Genomic DNA, 16,072 nt, shown 5'->3' with positions numbered 1-16,072 from the left:
GAGCCTCAGTCCGTGACGGCCTCGTGCACCAGTTGCTTCAGCTCCGGGATGATCTTCAGGGAGTGCTTGGGCCGGAGCTGGGTCATGAACTGCACGGTGAGATCGCGGCCCGGGTCCACCCAGAACGTCGTCGTCGCCGCGCCGCTCCACCCGAACGCGCCCAGTCCCATGGGGGATTGGGTGCGCTCGGGGTCGATGACCACGGAGACGCTGAGACCGAAGCCCATGCCGTCGTTGCCGGGTTCCTGGTGCGCGGGGCTGCCGAAGGCGCGCATGTCGGCGCCGTCGGGCAGGTGGTTGCTGGCCATGAGGTCGACCGTCTCGGGCGCGAGCAGCCGGGTGCCGTCGAGTTCGCCCCGGCGGCGCAGGAACTCCGCGAACCGGTGCACGTCGTACGGGCTCGCCGCCATCCCGCCGCTCCCCGACAGGAACCGCGGTCGGCCGCCCCGCAGCGGCAGCCCGGCGATCGGCTCGATCCCGCCGCCGTCGGCGTCGCCGTACAACTCGGAGAGCCGGTCCGCCTTTTCGTCCGGTACGGAGAAGCCGGCGTCGGGCATCCCCAGCGGGCGGAAGATCCGCTCGGCGAAGAACTCGTCGAGCCGCTGTCCGGAGACCACCTCGACGACGCGGCCGAGCACGTTCGAGGCGACGGAGTAGTTCCACTGCGTGCCGGGCTCGAACTGGAGCGGCAGGCTGGCGTAGATGTCGATCGCCTCGGCGAGGTTCGCGCCGGGCGGCACGGACGACTCCAGGTGCGCGTCCCGGTACAGGGCGTCGACCGGGTGCGAGTGGTAGAACGCGAAGGTCATACCCGAGGTGTGGGTCATCAGATGGCGGATCAGCATCGGCTGCTCCACCGGCCGCGTCTTCACGTCGGCGCCGGAGCCGCTGTCGTAGACCCGCATGTCCGCGAAGGCCGGCAGGTGGTCGCCGACCGGGTCGTCCAGGGAGAGCTTGCCCTCCTCCATCAGGATCAGCGCGGCGACCGCGGTGACCGGCTTGGTCATGGAGTAGATCCGGTACAACGTGTCCGACGTGACCGGGAGTTGGGCCGCCACATCGCGGTGCCCGTGGGCGGTGAGGTGGGCGACGCGACCGCCGCGGGCCACGGACACCAGGAAGCCCGGCAGGCGCTCCACGTCGACGTAGTGGGCGAAGTGCTGGTCCAGGCGGTCCAGCGCCTTGTGATCCAGTCCGACCTCGTCCGGGTCGACCTCTTGTCGCAGCTGTGCCATGGCTCTCCTCCGAATTGCGTTCACGAGGTGGGGTCCCGCATACCCGGCCCCGGACACCTCGGAACTCATCGTCGCGCAGGAACACCTGCGCGGTCTCCTGTAACGGGGGGATGTGTGAGCGACGCGACTGTCCGCCCGGGCAGCGCGAGACAGGCGAGAGCGCCGGTCAGAGCCACCGCGGCGAGGATTTCGAGGGCCGGTTCCCGGCCACTTCCGGCCATCAGCGCACTTCCCGCGGCGACCCCGAGCGTCGGCCCCACGTTCACCGCGGTCTGCTTGAGCCCGCCCGCCACCCCGGCCGACTCAACGGCAGCCTCCCGTACGACGACTTGGGTCGCGGCCACCATCACCGTCCCGAACCCGGCGCCCAACAGGGCGAATCCACCGCATACCTGGACCGTTCCAGAGGCCCGGGACAGCACGAGAACAGCCAGGGCTACGGCCACCATCGCCGCGCCGCCCGTGGAACGGGCTCCGACCCGGCGCAGCACCACGGCGGTCGCGGGTGCCGCGAGGACCATCGCGGCGGCCAAGGGCAGCCCCCGGAGGGCGCTTTGGAACGGGCCAAGTCCCATCGTGTCCTGCAGGAAATAGGTGACGACGAACAGCGTCCCGGAGAACGCGGCCGACGCGGCGAGCAGCATCCCGAGCGCCCCGCGGATCGCCGTCGAGCCGACGACGTCCGGCGGGAGGAGCGGATGTGCGGTACGACGCTCATGCCGTACGAAGGCGAGGGCAGCGAGCGCGGCCACCGCGAGCCCGGCCGCCGAATCGGGGAGATCCACCAGCGCCTGGATGAGGCAGGCGAGGGAGAGTGCGAGCAGCAGGGCGCCGGGCAGATCGAACCGGATGCCGTTCAGTTGCCGTGGTCGTGGGTCCCGAACGGTGAGGGCGAGCGCGCCGAACACGAGCGAGGGCACGACGTTGAGGAAGAACACGGCCCGCCAGCCCACCGCGCCCACCAGCGCCCCGCCCACCAACGGCCCGGCGGCGGCCGCGATTCCGATCACGCTCGTCCGTACGGCGATGGGCATGCCGAGCCGGTCGGGCGGAAACGCGGCGCGCAGCATGCCGAGCGTGGCCGGCTGCAGTAGTGCCCCGAACACCCCCTGGACGACCCGGAGTCCGATCACCCAGCCGACCCCGGGCGCCAGTCCGATCCCGGCCGAGGCGACACCGAACCCGAGCATCCCGAGCCTGAACACGCGCTGATGCCCGTACCGGTCCCCGATCCGCCCGGCCGACACCAACAGGCTTGCCACGGCGACGAGATACGCGGTGCTCGTCCACTGGACCTGCGCGAGCGAGGCCCCCAACTCCCGTTGCAGGGTGGGCTGCACGACCGTGAGTACGGTCCCGTCCAGCGCGACGATCGCGGCCCCCGCCGCACTGCTCGCCAGCACGAGCCGCCGGTGAACCGTCATCGGGTGGCCTCCGGACCCAGGTGAGAGTCGAGGGCCGACCGCAGCAGGGCGGTGAAGTCGTCGGCACCGGTGGCGAGTTGGAGGCTGCCCCAGCGCCAGAGCTGGGCGAGGCCGTGCAGGTTCGCCCACAGCGCGCCCGCGACCAGGCGGGCGTCCACGTCGGGACGCGCCCGGCCGACCAGGTCCACCAGGACGCCGAACAGGGGAAGGCTGGTGTCCCGCAGCCCCAAGTGCCGGCTCTCCAGCAGATCGTGACGGAACATCAACTCGTACATGCCGGGGTTGTCGAGGGCGAACTCCAGGTAGACGTGGCCCAGCGCCGTCACTTGCGCGCGCGGGTTCGCTTCGGCCTTCCCGAGGGCTGCCGTCGCCCGCTCGCCCAGGTCGGCGAAGCCGCGCCGTGCGATGGCGGACAGGAGTTCCAGGTGGGTGGGGAAGTAGCGGCGGGGCGCCCCGTGGGAGACACCGGCCCGGCGGGCGATCTCGCGCAGGGTGAGGGCCTGCGCGCCTTCCTGGGCCACCAGTTCCACACCCACGTCGACCAGGCGGCCGCGTAGTCCTGCTTCCGGTTCGCTCACGCTCATAGACACTGTCTACCAACATTCCGTAGACAGTGTCTACTCGCTGGCTCCCGGCTCGGGGAATGAGTGACCCGCCTCACACGGTTGACGTACGTATGACTCACGACGCGACGCAGGACGCACTGCTCCAGTTGCTCTCCGAGGGCCACGGCGGGGTGCTGGTCACGCTCAAGAAGGACGGCCGGCCCCAGCTGTCGAACGTCAGCCACGCCTACTACCCCGACGAGCGGATCATTCGCGTGTCGATCACCGACGGCCGCGCCAAGACCCGAAACCTGCGCCGGGACCCCCGCGCCTCGTACCACGTGACCAGTGCCGACCGCTGGGCCTTCACGGTCGCCGAGGGCACGGCCGATCTCACCCCGGTCGCCGCCGACCCGCACGACGACACGGTCGAGGAACTCATCCGGCTCTACCGCGATGTCCTCGGCGAGCATCCGGACTGGGACGACTACCGGGAGGCGATGGTGCGGGACCGGCGGCTGGTGCTGCGGTTGCGGGTGGAGCGGGCGTATGGGATTCCGGCGGCGGACAAACGGAGTTGAGCCCTCGCGCCCGCCGATGATCCATCCCGGGCGGGGGTGACCCATCGTCACCAACCTTCACCGGCGCTAAGGTTGATCCGCTGTGCGGTGAGCGGACGACGGGGGAGTGCTCGAGGTGATGGATCTGCTGTCCACGAACGCCATCAGTGCGGTGTTCGGGGCCGTCGGCGCCGGAATGGCCGGTGAGGCGGGCAAGTTGGCCTGGGAATCGGCCGGCGGAATGGTCCGTCGCCTCGCCGGACGCGAGGTGACGGCACCCGCAACCCCCGACGAAGTGAACGCGATCGCGCACATGGTCCACGACCGCGTCCACGGTGACGCCGAACTCGCCCTCGCCTGGACCCGGTTCGCGCGAGGCGTGCGCATCCCGGAGCCCGTCACCGGGCCGGGACGCCACTGCTTGCCGTCGGCACCCCGTTCCTTCACGGACCGTCAGGACGCCCTGAAACTCCTGGACAAGGAGGCGACCCGCGCCTTCGACGGCCGCCCACGACTCGCGCTCCTCCACGGTCCCGAGGGCATCGGCACCAGCACCCTCGCCTTCCACTGGGGCGCACGGCAGACGGCGCGCTTCCCCGACGGGCAGCTCTACGCCGACCTGCGCGCGCTCGGCCCCGAACCGGTCCTGGCCACGCTGCTGCGCCAACTCGGCCTGCCCGACGAGGACATACCGCCCGCGACCGCCGACCGGGCCGCCCTGTTCCGGCGCTCCCTGGCCGACCGCCGCGCTCTCGTGGTGCTCGATCACGCGCGCTCGGCCGCCCAGGTGCAGCCGCTGCTGGCACCGGCTCCGGACGTGGTCACCCTCGTCGTGGCGCGGAATCCGCTCATCGGCCTCGACGCCCTGCGGATCCCGGTCGGCCCGCTCGGTCGCCGGGACGCGAAACGGCTGCTCACCGAGCTGGTCGGCAAACCCGCGGTCAGCGCCGCCCGCGCCACGCTGCCCGCCGTACTGGACCGCTGCGCCGGTTCGCCCTACGCGCTGCGCGCCGCCGCACCCCGGCTGACCGCACCACCCGTACCGCCGGAGGCGCCCGCCGGTCCCGGGAGCGACCCGGTGAGTTCCGCCGTCGAGGACTCGTACCGCCTGCTGGCCCCGGACGCCGCCCGCCTCTACCGCCTGACCGGCCTGTACGACTGGCCCGCCCTCGACGCTGCCGCGGCCGCCCGCGCCGCCGACACCGACGAGGCCCAAGCCGCCCGGCTCCTCGACGAGTTGGCCGGCGCCCTGCTCATCGAGCCTACGGACGACGGGCGTTACCGCTACCGCCCCGCCGTCCGCGCGCACGCCGCCCGCACGGCCGCCGCCGTGGACGGCATCGCCGCGTGCTCCGCCGCCGTGTCCCGCACGGTCGAGGGCTATCTGCACCTCGCCCTCGCCGCGGCACAGGCCGCGCTGCCCGAGAGCTGGCGCGTCCCGTCCGCGCCCACACCGCTGTCGTACGAGAACCGCGGCGCGGGCGTCGCCGCACTCGCCGCCGAGGCCCCCAACCTGGTCCAAGCGGTGCACGCCGCCGAGGAGTTCGGCGACTGGGACACCGTCGTCCTGCTGGGCCAGGCTCTCTGGCCGCTCCAACTCAAGGCCGGCCACCACGACATCCTGCTGCCCGCCCTGCAGGCCGGTGTCCGTACGGCGGACTCCCACTTCCCCGGCACCCGCACCGCCGGTGCCCTGCACGCCCAACTCGCCCACAGCCTCATGGAGTTGCGCCGCTGGGACGAGGCGGAACCCGAAGCGCTCGCGGCGGCCCGGGACGAACAGGCAGGAGGACACGTGCGCGGCCACGCCTCCGCCGTCGAGTTCCTCGGCCTGCTCCGGCTGCGCCAGTGGCGCTTCGACGAGGCGTACACGGCCTTCGACGAGGCGTACCGCATCCTCGACGGCATCGGACCCGCCGACGAGGGCGCCGCCGATCTGCCGCGCGCCCGCGCCCTGTTGGAACGCCACCGCGGCCGGGCCCTGCGCGGACTCGGCCGTCAGCCTGAGGCTGTCGAGCGTCTGGACCGCGCCCTGGCCTTCTTCCGCGGCAGCGGTGAGGCCTACAACACGGCACGGACTCTCACCGACCTCGCCGAAACCCGCCTGAACAGCGGTGAGTTCACGGTCGCCCGCGCCCTGATCGACGAAGCGACCGCCGCGCTCCGCGACGAGAAGGCCGAACAGCACCTGGAGTATCTGCGCGGCCTGCGCGAACGCTGCGAGGGCTAGCCGCGAACGACCCGAACCCGGTGCACGGCCCCTCCCATGTGCACGGTCAGCCCCTGTGCGACGACCTCGTGCAGTGACTTGCCGGACGCGAGCCAGGCGTGCAGGGCCGAGGCGTAGGCCGCCGGATCGGCGTCCGCGCCCGGCTCGGCACGGAGGTGCAGCAGGGTGTCGTCCGAGGTGCGGACCGTGCAGGTGCCGGGGCCGGTGATGTACGCGGCGAGGGCACACTGCGGGTGCCGGGCGAGGGTCTCCGTCGTCCAGAGCGCGGGGGACCCGAAGCGGGGATCGTCGGCCGCGCCCTGGCGGAACACCACGTCGGCCAGGGAGAGTTGGGACTGCTCGCGGGTGTCCTCGTGCACCGCCATGTGCGTCTCGCCCGTGCTGTCGGGCGCCGGGTGCGGGCCCGCGTACCGGACGACCGAGACCTCGCCCGAGCCCAGCAACCCGGTCAGCACCTGGAGCGGGACCGTGTGCGTCGCCGGCTCGAACGGCGGGAGCGGGAGCGGTTCGAGCAGCGCGGGCGCGTCCGGTTCGGGGATGCCGATGATGTCGTAGAAGAGGCGTCGGAGGCGGGTCGCCGACTCGCCCGGTACGGAGCTGGTGAAGGCCGCGGGCTCGGGCAACGGGCTGTGCGTGTCGATCAGTTGGGCCAGTTGGGGGCGCAGCGGGAGCGCGGGGTCCAGGCGGGGTGCCGTACGGACGAAGGCGTGCACCGGGGCGTCCGGGGCGAGGCCCGCGAGGGGTGCGGCGCCGAGGAGGACAGGGGTGCCGAGTGCGGCGGCGTAGTAGGTGACCGAGCCGTGGTCGCCGATGACGGCGTCGGCGGCGAGCAGTGCCTGGCGCCAGCCGTGCAGGGGATCGACGAGGGTGAGGCCGGAGCGGCGGGCGCGGTCGAGCCAGGCGCGGATCTGGCCGGGGCCGTGGCCGTGCCAGATGTTGGGGTGCAGGACGGCCGCGAGACGGTATTCGTCGGCGGGGAGTTCGGAGGTCAGCCGGGGGAGCAGGGAGGGCAGTATGTCGTCGCCGAACAGGGAATCCGGGTTCCAGGTGGAGTTGAGCACCACCAGTCGTTGCGTATGTCCGACACCGAGCGCCCGGCGGTAGCGATCCCGGTACGGGCGGGCCGCGAGCATACGGTCCCAGCAGGGGTCACCGGCCAGTACACCCGTGGACGCGGCCTCGGGGCAGACGGCCCGCAACCGGTCCAACTGCTCGGGGTGCGACAGCGCCAGCGCGTTCGCGACGGGCCGCCCGCTTTCGTCGAGCAACCACTCCGGCGACAACCCGAAAACCGGAGCCGCCGCATCCGCCGCCTCGCTGCCGGGTGTCGGGTGTCGGGTGTCGGGTGTCGGGTGTCGGGTGTCGGGTGTCGGGTGTCGGGTGTCGGGTGTCGGGTGTCGGGTGTCCCTAGCCTCTTAGTATATCCGACACCGTGTGACAAGACGGCCAATACACCGGAAAATGCCCGGAGTTGACCGCCGAAGCTCGCCGACACCGCCAAGTCGACCGGAGTCTGAACGGCCTGGTCCCAGGGCACCACAGGCACCCCCGTTTCCGCCAGCAACTCCGCGACCCCGGCCCGAAACGCCGACGACCCCGTGCACGTCACCAGCAACTGCACCCGGAAGTCGTCGTGGAACAGCGGCAGTACATCGAGCAGCCGGGTCGCGGACGTCACGTTGTGGACGACGAACAGCACCTTGCGGCTGCGCCCCCGCGTCGCCCACCGCCCGGCGTCGTCGCCGACCGGCACCCGTATCCACTCCTCGGCCCCTGCCACGCCCCTCGACCACCTTTCGCACGTGTGATCGGGCAACGGTAGTCGGCCCCGGGTCCGCGTGCACCGGCCGCCCCTGAAATCGGCCGGGGCACGCGGAGACCCCTCCCTCGGCGGTAGTGGCGCTGTTCTTTTCTGCTCGTTCCGGCCGATGTTCTTGCGCGAAACGTCATCTGTCAACGGGGTGCCCACGCTCGGGAACGTTCCAAGTAGGGCTCGCGCCTCCATTTCGTTTGACAATCAAGGCATCTCCCTGCAGGCTGGAAGTGGCTTGATAGTCAAGATGTCTGGTCGTCAAGGAAAGTGGTCCTCGTGCACGTTCTGATCATCGGCGGCGGTACCGGCGGGATGTGCCTGGCGCACGGACTGAGGAAGGCCGGTGTCTCGGTCGCCGTGTACGAACGCTACGGCTCGCGCCGGGACGGGCTCTACGGGTACCGCGTCGGCATAGACCCCACCGGCAACCGGGCCCTCAAGGAGTGCCTGCCGCCCGACCTCTTCGACACCTTCGTCGCCACCTGCGCCCGGGACCCGCGCCACTTCAACGTGCTCACCCAGTCCCTGCGCACCACCGCCACCTTCGAACTCCCCGAAGGGCGCGACGAGATCAACAGCGAACGCTCCGTCTCCCGCTCGACCCTGCGGCAGGTGCTGTTCACCGGCATGGACGAAGTCGTGCACCACGGCAAGGAGTTCACCCACTACGAGCAGCACCCGGACGGCACGGTCACCGCCCACTTCGCCGACGGCACCACCGCCACCGGCGATGTCCTGGTCGCCGCGGACGGCACGCGCTCGGCCGTGCGGCGCCAGTACCTGCCGCACGCGGAGATCAAGGACGCCGGCATCACGGCCATCGCCACCAAGACCGCCCTCACCCCCGAGACCCGCGCCCTGCTCTCGGACGAGGTCCTCAACGGTCTGTCCCTCATCTTCGGCACCAAGGGCATGATCGGCATGCTCCACGTCATGGAGTTCAAGTGGGACGACCAGGGGAGGCCCAAGAACCCTGCCGACACAGCCCTGTTGGACAGCTGGTCAGGGCTGCGGTTCGACAACACACGCGACTACATCAACCTGTCGATCTGGAGCGCCCACGACCACTTCCCCGAGGGCACCCATCACCGGCGCGGCAAGCAACTCGTCGACATCGCACTGGAGTCGACCCGCGGCTGGCATCCCGACCTGCGCCGGATCTTCGAACTCTCCGACCCCGAGGCCGCGTTCCCGCTGCGGATCGCCACCTCGGTCCCCGTCGACCCCTGGCCGACCACCACCGTCACCCTGCTCGGCGACGCCATCCACACGATGACGCCGGGCCAGGGCGTCGGCGCCAACACCGCACTGCGCGACGCGGCCCTCCTCTGCCGCGAACTGACCGCCGTGGCAAGGGAGTCCAAGCCGTTGCTGACCGCGATCGGCGACTACGAATCCGAGATGATCCCCTACGGCTTCACGCGCGTCGCCGAGTCCCTCGACAACAACGGCACCAGCGGCGACGACCCCCTCTACCGCCCCGTCACCGGCCGCCTCGCGCTCTTCGCCGCCCGCAGCTACTTCAGCGTGAGCAGCAAAGTCCCCGCGCTGCGCCGGAAGTTCCTCGCCGACATGTACGCCTATCGAGGCTCCGAGACGGTCTGAGCGCCTCCTCGGCAGCCGAGACCCCCGGGCAACGGGGCCCGGGGGTGCGGTAGTTGGGGAGCGGAGGTCAGGCCGTCACCGTCTCCGGGTGCGACGCCGCCCGGGGCGACCGCGAGCCGAGCAGTTCCGTCGGGACCGTGTGCGTCTCGCGGGCCGTGAGCGCCGCGATGACCGGCGGGACGCACAGCGCCGCCGTGAACAGCGCCACCGACGACCAGTCCGTGCCGTCGGGACCCGCGATCTGCGCGGCGAACGTGACCGCGAACCCGGCCACCGCGAAGCCGATCTGGGTGCCGATGGCCATGCCGGACAGCCGGACCCGGGTCGAGAACATCTCGCCGTAGAAGGAGGGCCACACGCCGTTCGCGGCGCTGTAGACGACGCCGAAGGCGACCACGCCGAGGATCAGGGTGAGGGCGTAGGAGCCGGTCGAGATCGCCCAGAGGTAGAGGAACATCGTGATCGCGCTGCCGATCGCGCCGATCAGATAGACGGGACGTCGGCCGATGCGGTCGGAGAGCGTGGCCCACAGGGGGATCGCGGCCAGGGCGACGAGGTTGGCCAGCGCGCCCACCCACAGCATCGACGAGCGGGACATGCCGACGGAGTCGCTGGTCGCGTAGGCCAGCGCCCACACCGTGAAGATCGTCGAGACGGAGGCGATGAGCGCGCCCGCGATCACCCGCAGGACGTCCGCCCAGTGTTCGCGCAGCAGGACTACGAGGGGCAGTTTGACGACGCCCTCGGTCGCCGCCTGCTCGGCGAAGGCCGGGGTCTCCTGGAGGTTGCGGCGGATGAAGTACCCCGCGACCGCGACCAGCACGCTCGCCCAGAAGGGAACGCGCCAACCCCACGACAGCAGCTGCTTGTCCGGGAGTTGGGCCACGGCGAGGAACACGAGGGTGGCGATCAGCTGGCCGCCCTGGGTGCCGCCCAGCGTGAAACTGGTGAAGAAGCCGCGCCGGTCGGCCGGCGCGTGCTCCAGCGTCATGGAACTGGCGCTGGCCTGTTCGCCCGCCGCCGAGATGCCCTGGAGGACCCGGCACAGCACGAGCAACACCGGCGCGAGCGTGCCGACTTGGCCGCGCGTGGGCAGGCAGCCGATGAGGAACGTCGACAGGCCCATCAGCAGCAGCGTGAAGATCATGATCTTCTTGCGGCCGACCCGGTCGCCGAAGTGCCCGAGGAACAGCGCGCCGACCGGGCGGGCCGCGTAGGCGACACCGAAGGTCGCGAGGGAGAGCAGGGTGGCCGTCGCCGGGTCCGAGTCGTCGAAGAAGACCTTCGGGAAGATCAGCGCGGCGGCACTGCCGTAGATGAAGAAGTCGTAGTACTCCAGGGCGCTGCCGATCCAGGCGGCGGTGGCGGCCTTTTTCGGTTGCCCGACGGCTTTGGCGGGGACGGACACGGCTTGCTCCTTCGGGGGGACTCCACCGTAGGCGGAGTGAGCGGCGGGGGAGAGGTGCCGGATCCCTGGGGTGACGGGACGGCGGGATGACGGGACGGCTGTGCCGGAGGCCGCGGTGCTGCCCGGCTAATTAACCCACTGGATAGTTAGTAGCGGTTGGCTACGGATGTTGCGCTCACGTTTCCCGGGTGTCAAGAGGCCGTACCGAAGGATCTCGCGGCTCAGTCCGTCGCCCGCTCCGCCGTCAGATAGGCGATCACCATGTCGCCCAGCATGGTCCGGTAGTGCTCGCGCTGGGCCGGTGCCACCAGGTCGCGGCCGAACAGGGCGCCGAAGGTGTGCCGGTTGGCGACCCGGAAGAAGCAGAAGGAACTGATCATCGCGTGCAGGTCGACGGCGTCCACGTCGGCCGTGAACAGGCCGGACTTCTGGCCCGCCTCCAGGATGCGGCGGATCACGTCGAGGGCGGGCGAACCGATCTTCCCGAGCTTCTCGGAGGCGGCGATGTGCTCGGCGCCGTGGATGTTCTCGATGGACACCAGGCGGATGAAGTCCGGGTGCTGCTCGTGGTGGTCGAAGGTCAGCTCCGCGAGCCGGCGGATGGCCGCGACCGGGTCCAGGTGCTCGACGTCCAGGCCGCGTTCGGCCTCGCGGATCACGCCGTAGGACCGTTCCAGAACGGCGGTGAAGAGCTGTTCCTTGCCGCCGAAGTAGTAGTAGATCATCCGCTTGGTGGTGCGGGTGCGGGCGGCGATCTCGTCGACGCGGGCGCCGTCGTAGCCGGCCCGGGCGAACTCGTGCGTGGCCACGTCGAGGATCTCGGCCTTGGTGCGGGCCGCGTCACGGATGCGCCCGTTCGGTCGTGCCGGTTCTTCGACGCTGGTCATCGGGTTCCTTGGCTTCCTTCGGGCGTGCGCGCGGTGTGCGGCCGATTGTAGAAGGAGGGACCGGCGGGGAGCGGTCGAGTTCCCGGTCGGGGCCTTCCCGTGGGTCCGCGATCCTGATATAGCTAACGTACTAGTTCGTACATTAGTGAGCCGCTCAGGAGGGCCACCGTGGCCGACGTCTTCAAGGAACCGTCTCTCGTCGACTCGTACCTGGTCGGGCTGATCGGTTCCGGCATCGGGCCGTCCCTCAGCCCGGCCCTGCACGAACGCGAGGCCGACCGGCAGGGGCTGCGCTATCTGTACCGGCTCATCGACATCGACGTGCTCGGCGTCGGCCCCGAGGCGGTCGGCGAACTGGTGCGCGCCGCCCGCGACTTGGGCTTCCAGGGGCTCAACATCACCCACCCGTGCAAGCAGCTCGTCATCGAGCACCTCGACGGGCTCGCCCCACAGGCCGAGGCGCTGGGCGCGGTCAACACCGTCGTCTTCGACGCGGACGGCCGCGCGATCGGCCACAACACGGACGTCACCGGCTTCGCCGCCTCCTTCGCGCGCGGACTGCCCGACGCGCCCATGGAACGCGTCGTCCAGCTCGGCGCGGGCGGCGCGGGCGCGGCCGTGGCGCACGCCACGCTCACCCTCGGCGCCGAGCGCGTCACCGTCGTCGACGCGCTTCCGGAACGGTCCAACGCCCTCGCCGACTCCCTGAACCGCCACTTCGGCCCGGGCCGCGCGGCCGGCGCCACCCCCGACCGGCTGCCCGAGCTGCTCGCCGCCGCCGACGGCATCGTCCACGCCACCCCCACCGGGATGGCCGCCCACCCCGGACTGCCCTTCCCTGCCCGCCTGTTGGACTCCTCGCTCTGGGTCGCCGAGGTCGTCTACCGCCCCCTGGAGACGCAACTACTCAGCCTGGCCCGTGCGTTGGGCTGCGCCACCCTCGACGGCGGCGGCATGGCGGTCTTCCAGGCGGCGGACGCGTTCCGCCTGTTCACCGGCCGGGAGCCCGACAGCGCCCGCATGCTCGCGGACATCGCCGAGTTGGCCGGTGCCGTGCCCGCGCCGAAATAGCCGTGCCCGCAGCGAAACCGAGAGGTACCCCGATGCGCACGTCCATCGCCACCGTCTCCCTCAGCGGATCCCTCACCGAGAAACTCACCGCCGCCTCCCGGGCCGGCTTCGACGGCGTCGAGATCTTCGAGAACGACCTGCTCGCCAGCCCGCTCGCGCCCGAGGAGATCCGCGCCCGGTGCGCCGACCTCGGCCTGACCATCGACCTCTACCAGCCGATGCGGGACATCGAGGCGGTGCCCGAGGCCGAGTTCGCCCGTAACCTGCGCCGCGCCCGGCACAAGTTCGAGCTGATGCGCAGGCTCGGCACCGACACCCTCCTCGTCTGCTCCAGCGTCTCCCCGCTCGCCGAGGACGACGACGCCCTCGCCGCCGCCCAGCTCGGCCAACTGGCCGACCTCGCCCAGGAGTTCGGCGTCCGCGTCGCGTACGAGGCGCTCGCCTGGGGGCGGCACGTCAGCACGTACGACCACGCCTGGCGCATCGTCGAGGCGGCCGACCACCCGGCCCTCGGCACTTGCCTCGACAGCTTCCACATCCTGTCCCGCGGCTCCGACCCCAAGGGCATCGAGGACATCCCCGGCGAGAAGATCTTCTTCCTCCAGCTCGCCGACGCCCCGCTGCTCGCGATGGACGTCCTGCAGTGGAGCCGCCACTACCGCTGCTTCCCCGGCCAGGGCGGCTTCGACGTCGCCGGACTCGTACGGCACGTCCTGACCGCCGGCTACGACGGCCCCCTCTCGCTGGAGGTCTTCAACGACGTGTTCCGGCAGGCGGAAGCGGGCCCGACGGCGGTCGACGCCCAACGCTCGCTGCTGGTCCTCCAGGAGACGGTAGGCGTACTGGAGCCCCCAACTCCCGTAGTCCCCACGGGCATCGCCTTCGCCGAACTCGTCACCCCCGACGCGGAACCCGTCTCGGCCCTGCTCGGCGCCCTCGGCTTCACCCGCACCGCCCGCCACCACGGCAAACCGGTGGACCTGTGGCAGCAGGGCGAGGCCCGCATCCTGGTCAACACCGGCCCCGCCCTACGACGGGACGGCACCGCCCTCGCCGCGATCGGCCTGGAGTCACCCGACCCGGAGGGCGCCGCCCGCCGCGCCGAGGCCCTTCTCGCCCCGGTCCTGCCCCGCCGTCGCGCACCCGGTGACGCCCAACTCGACGCCGTGGCCGCCCCGGACGGCACGGAACTCTTCTTCTGCGCCAGTGCCACCCCCGAACTCCCGGGCTGGCGAGCCGACTTCACCGACACCGCAGACGAACTGCCCACAGGTACAGGCATCCAGCGCATCGACCACCTCGCCCTCACCCAGCCCTGGCACCACTTCGACGAGGCAACTCTCTTCCACCGCAGCGTCCTTGGCCTGCAGGCCCAGGAGAGCGTCGACGTCGCCGACCCCTACGGTCTGCTGCGCAGCCGCGCCGTCACCACCCCCGACGGCAGCGTCCGTATCGCGCTGAGCGTCGGCGCGGCCCCGAGCGAGGACGGTGCCCACGCCCAACACATCGCCCTCGCGACGGAGGACGTGGTCGCCGCGGCCCGCCGCTTCCGCGAGTCCGGCGGTCAACTGCTCCGCATGCCCGCGAACTACTACGACGACCTCGCGGCCCGATTCGACTTCGCCGAGGGCGAGTTGGAGACCTACCAGGACCTCGGGATCCTCTACGACCGGGACGCGGGCGGCGAGTTCCGGCACTGCTACACCCGGACGGTCGGGCGGGTCTTCTTCGAACTGGTCCAGCGCGAGCAGGGCTACCGCGGTTACGGCGCCCAGAACGCGCCGGTGCGGCTGGCCGCCCAGCACGCGGCGAAGCGGCTCACTGGCGGCTGACGGTCCTGGTGACGCCGGTGACGACCGTCGTGGCCAGGATCCAGCCGGTGATGATCAGGCCGTAGGCGAGGTACTGGTACCAGCCGTCCGGCGCGAACGCCTCCTCCTGGCCGAAGGAGATCACCGGGAGCAGCAGGTCGAGCGTGTAGAACACCGGGTTGAAGTGCGGGGCCTCGGACGCCTTGAGGGCGTGCGGGTGGTGCAGGCCGTAGGCGAGGGAACCGATCGCCAGTAGCGACAGCAGCCAGGCGCAGGCACGCAGCGGGCGGAAGCCGTAGCCGACGGTGGCGTCCTGGACGTAGCCCCAGATACGGCCGTACCAGGGGCGGGTGGCGCGCAGGCGGCGCTGCTTGGCGAGTTGCACGAGGCGGGCGGCCGCGTCGTCGCCGATCCGGAGATAGGCAGCGGTCAACTGTTCGTAGGCGTAGGGGACATAGCCGTCACGGTCCCGTTCGAGCAGCGGCAGCCGGCGCTCGGCCGGTTCGTGCGGGGACAGCGTCGTATAGGTGAGGCCGTCCAGCCGCACCTCGGCGGGCCAGGTCTCCTGGGCCACGTGCAGGGTCTCGATCTGGGACCGGCGCAGATTGACCCGGCCCACGATGGGTGCCGCCTCCCGCAGCCACAGTTCCCCGATCACCGCGCTGCTCGCCCGCAGCGCGACGTCGCCGGGGTTCTGCAGATCGGCGTAGGTCAGGCCGAGTTGGCCGGGGATGCGGGCGCCGCGCAGGTCGAGACGGCCTCGTACGACGACGCGCATGGCGTGGAGGTCGATGCCGACGGTCAGCGTCTCCGCCTGGAGGGCGGTGTGCCCGGGATGGTCCAGCACGGCGTCGTTCAGGTTGATGGAACCGGCGACGGTGGCACCGTCGAGACGCACCTGGCCCTGGACCCGCAGCCCGGGCACCCACATGTCGTCGCCGATGGCAGCCTGGTTGAGCTGGAGCACCGGCTCCGCCGCGTCCGGCGCCGTGAGCTGTGCCCGTTCCATGAACAGCGCACCCGATATCTGGGCCCCGCCCAGCCGCACGGGTCCCCGCAACCGGCAGTCCGTCAGGCGCAGTACGCCGTCGAGCCGCAGTGTGGCCGCGGTCAGTCCCGGCAGCACCGAATCACTCAGGTTGAGTTGCCGGAACCGGGCGCCGTACAGGTTGGGGACCTCGTCGAAATGGCAGTGGTTCAGCCGGACGGAGCGGTCCGTCGTCCCGTACTGGAAGTCCAGTACACCGGTGATACGGGCGCCCGCCAGTTTGAGGGCGGCGATCTCGCCCTCCTCCTGCGGCCCGTTGAGCAGCAGTGCCCTCAACACCGCGGCGCGGACGCTCCGTTCGGGCCCCCAGTCGTCGCCGAGGGCCACGTCCGTGTCCTCCGCCGTGCGGAAGTCCACGGACTCGCCCAACGGGAAGGCCCGCCACACCTGTTCCTCGGCCGGTGTCAGATCGTTGATCTCCATCAAGCGGGACTC

The 16,072-nt window shown here is 71.2% G+C and carries 13 protein-coding genes; 6 read left to right on the top strand and 7 right to left on the bottom strand.

What is annotated here, in order from left to right; all coding sequences use genetic code 11:
• Positions 1-5 precede the first annotated feature (5 nt).
• The 3 genes from OO69_RS39695 to OO69_RS39685 all read right to left on the bottom strand — a co-directional run bounded on the left by OO69_RS39695 (position 6) and on the right by OO69_RS39685 (position 3,243).
• A complete protein-coding gene (locus OO69_RS39695) occupies positions 6-1,235 on the bottom strand; it encodes a serine hydrolase domain-containing protein (RefSeq protein ID WP_033285802.1) in 1,230 nt (409 codons plus the stop codon).
• A gap of 65 nt (positions 1,236-1,300) precedes the next feature.
• Positions 1,301-2,659 carry an MFS transporter gene (locus OO69_RS39690; RefSeq protein ID WP_033285801.1) on the bottom strand — a complete coding sequence of 453 codons (1,359 nt, stop codon included), beginning with the start codon at positions 2,657-2,659 and terminating at the stop codon, positions 1,301-1,303.
• Entirely contained in the window at positions 2,656-3,243 is a 588-nt protein-coding gene (locus tag OO69_RS39685; RefSeq protein WP_033285800.1) for a TetR/AcrR family transcriptional regulator, read from the bottom strand. Before OO69_RS39685 ends, OO69_RS39690 begins: the two co-directional genes overlap by 4 nt.
• A 92-nt stretch (positions 3,244-3,335) precedes the next feature.
• Here OO69_RS39685 and OO69_RS39680 point away from each other — a divergent pair, with 92 nt between their 5' ends.
• Positions 3,336-3,785 (top strand): PPOX class F420-dependent oxidoreductase, encoded by a 450-nt coding sequence (locus OO69_RS39680; protein ID WP_033285799.1) that lies wholly within the window; start codon positions 3,336-3,338, stop codon positions 3,783-3,785.
• Positions 3,786-3,903: 118 nt separating this feature from the next.
• Positions 3,904-5,994 carry a tetratricopeptide repeat protein gene (locus OO69_RS39675; protein WP_199811122.1) on the top strand — a complete coding sequence of 697 codons (2,091 nt, stop codon included), beginning with the start codon at positions 3,904-3,906 and terminating at the stop codon, positions 5,992-5,994.
• Here the strand turns inward: OO69_RS39675 and OO69_RS39670 are convergent.
• A complete protein-coding gene (locus OO69_RS39670; RefSeq protein ID WP_324604580.1) occupies positions 5,991-7,262 on the bottom strand; it encodes a hypothetical protein in 1,272 nt (423 codons plus the stop codon). The genes OO69_RS39675 and OO69_RS39670 overlap by 4 nt on opposite strands.
• Positions 7,263-7,592: 330 nt before the next feature.
• Between OO69_RS39670 and OO69_RS52195 the strand changes: the two genes are divergently transcribed.
• Together OO69_RS52195 and OO69_RS39665 are read left to right on the top strand one after the other, a co-directional pair.
• Entirely contained in the window at positions 7,593-7,802 is a 210-nt protein-coding gene (locus OO69_RS52195) for a hypothetical protein (RefSeq protein WP_158713477.1), read from the top strand.
• Between the two features lie 281 nt (positions 7,803-8,083).
• A complete protein-coding gene (locus OO69_RS39665; RefSeq protein WP_234444651.1) occupies positions 8,084-9,412 on the top strand; it encodes an FAD-dependent oxidoreductase in 1,329 nt (442 codons plus the stop codon).
• Between the two features lie 67 nt (positions 9,413-9,479).
• Here the strand turns inward: OO69_RS39665 and OO69_RS39660 are convergent, their stop codons facing one another.
• Entirely contained in the window at positions 9,480-10,820 is a 1,341-nt protein-coding gene (locus tag OO69_RS39660; RefSeq protein ID WP_033285797.1) for an MFS transporter, read from the bottom strand.
• Between the two features lie 221 nt (positions 10,821-11,041).
• Positions 11,042-11,707 (bottom strand): TetR/AcrR family transcriptional regulator, encoded by a 666-nt coding sequence (locus OO69_RS39655; protein ID WP_033285796.1) that lies wholly within the window; start codon positions 11,705-11,707, stop codon positions 11,042-11,044.
• A 168-nt stretch (positions 11,708-11,875) separates the two neighbouring features.
• Here OO69_RS39655 and OO69_RS39650 point away from each other — a divergent pair, with 168 nt between their 5' ends.
• Together OO69_RS39650 and OO69_RS39645 are read left to right on the top strand one after the other, a co-directional pair.
• The gene (locus OO69_RS39650) at positions 11,876-12,778 is read left to right on the top strand and encodes a shikimate dehydrogenase (protein ID WP_033285795.1); all 903 of its coding nucleotides are present in this window, start codon (positions 11,876-11,878) and stop codon (positions 12,776-12,778) included.
• Positions 12,779-12,810: 32 nt separating this feature from the next.
• Entirely contained in the window at positions 12,811-14,610 is a 1,800-nt protein-coding gene (locus OO69_RS39645; RefSeq protein WP_033285794.1) for a bifunctional sugar phosphate isomerase/epimerase/4-hydroxyphenylpyruvate dioxygenase family protein, read from the top strand.
• Here OO69_RS39645 and OO69_RS39640 read toward each other — a convergent pair.
• A complete protein-coding gene (locus tag OO69_RS39640) occupies positions 14,597-16,060 on the bottom strand; it encodes a hypothetical protein (protein WP_033285793.1) in 1,464 nt (487 codons plus the stop codon). The two genes, OO69_RS39645 and OO69_RS39640, sit on opposite strands and share 14 nt — an antisense overlap.
• Positions 16,061-16,072: the final 12 nt, after the last annotated feature.

Origin of the sequence: Streptomyces sp. NRRL F-525 (genome assembly GCF_000716605.1) — a bacterium.
Classification (GTDB): domain Bacteria; phylum Actinomycetota; class Actinomycetes; order Streptomycetales; family Streptomycetaceae; genus Streptomyces.
The sequence above is the reverse complement of the archived record's forward strand: the minus strand, read 5'-3'. Positions and strand labels throughout refer to the sequence as shown.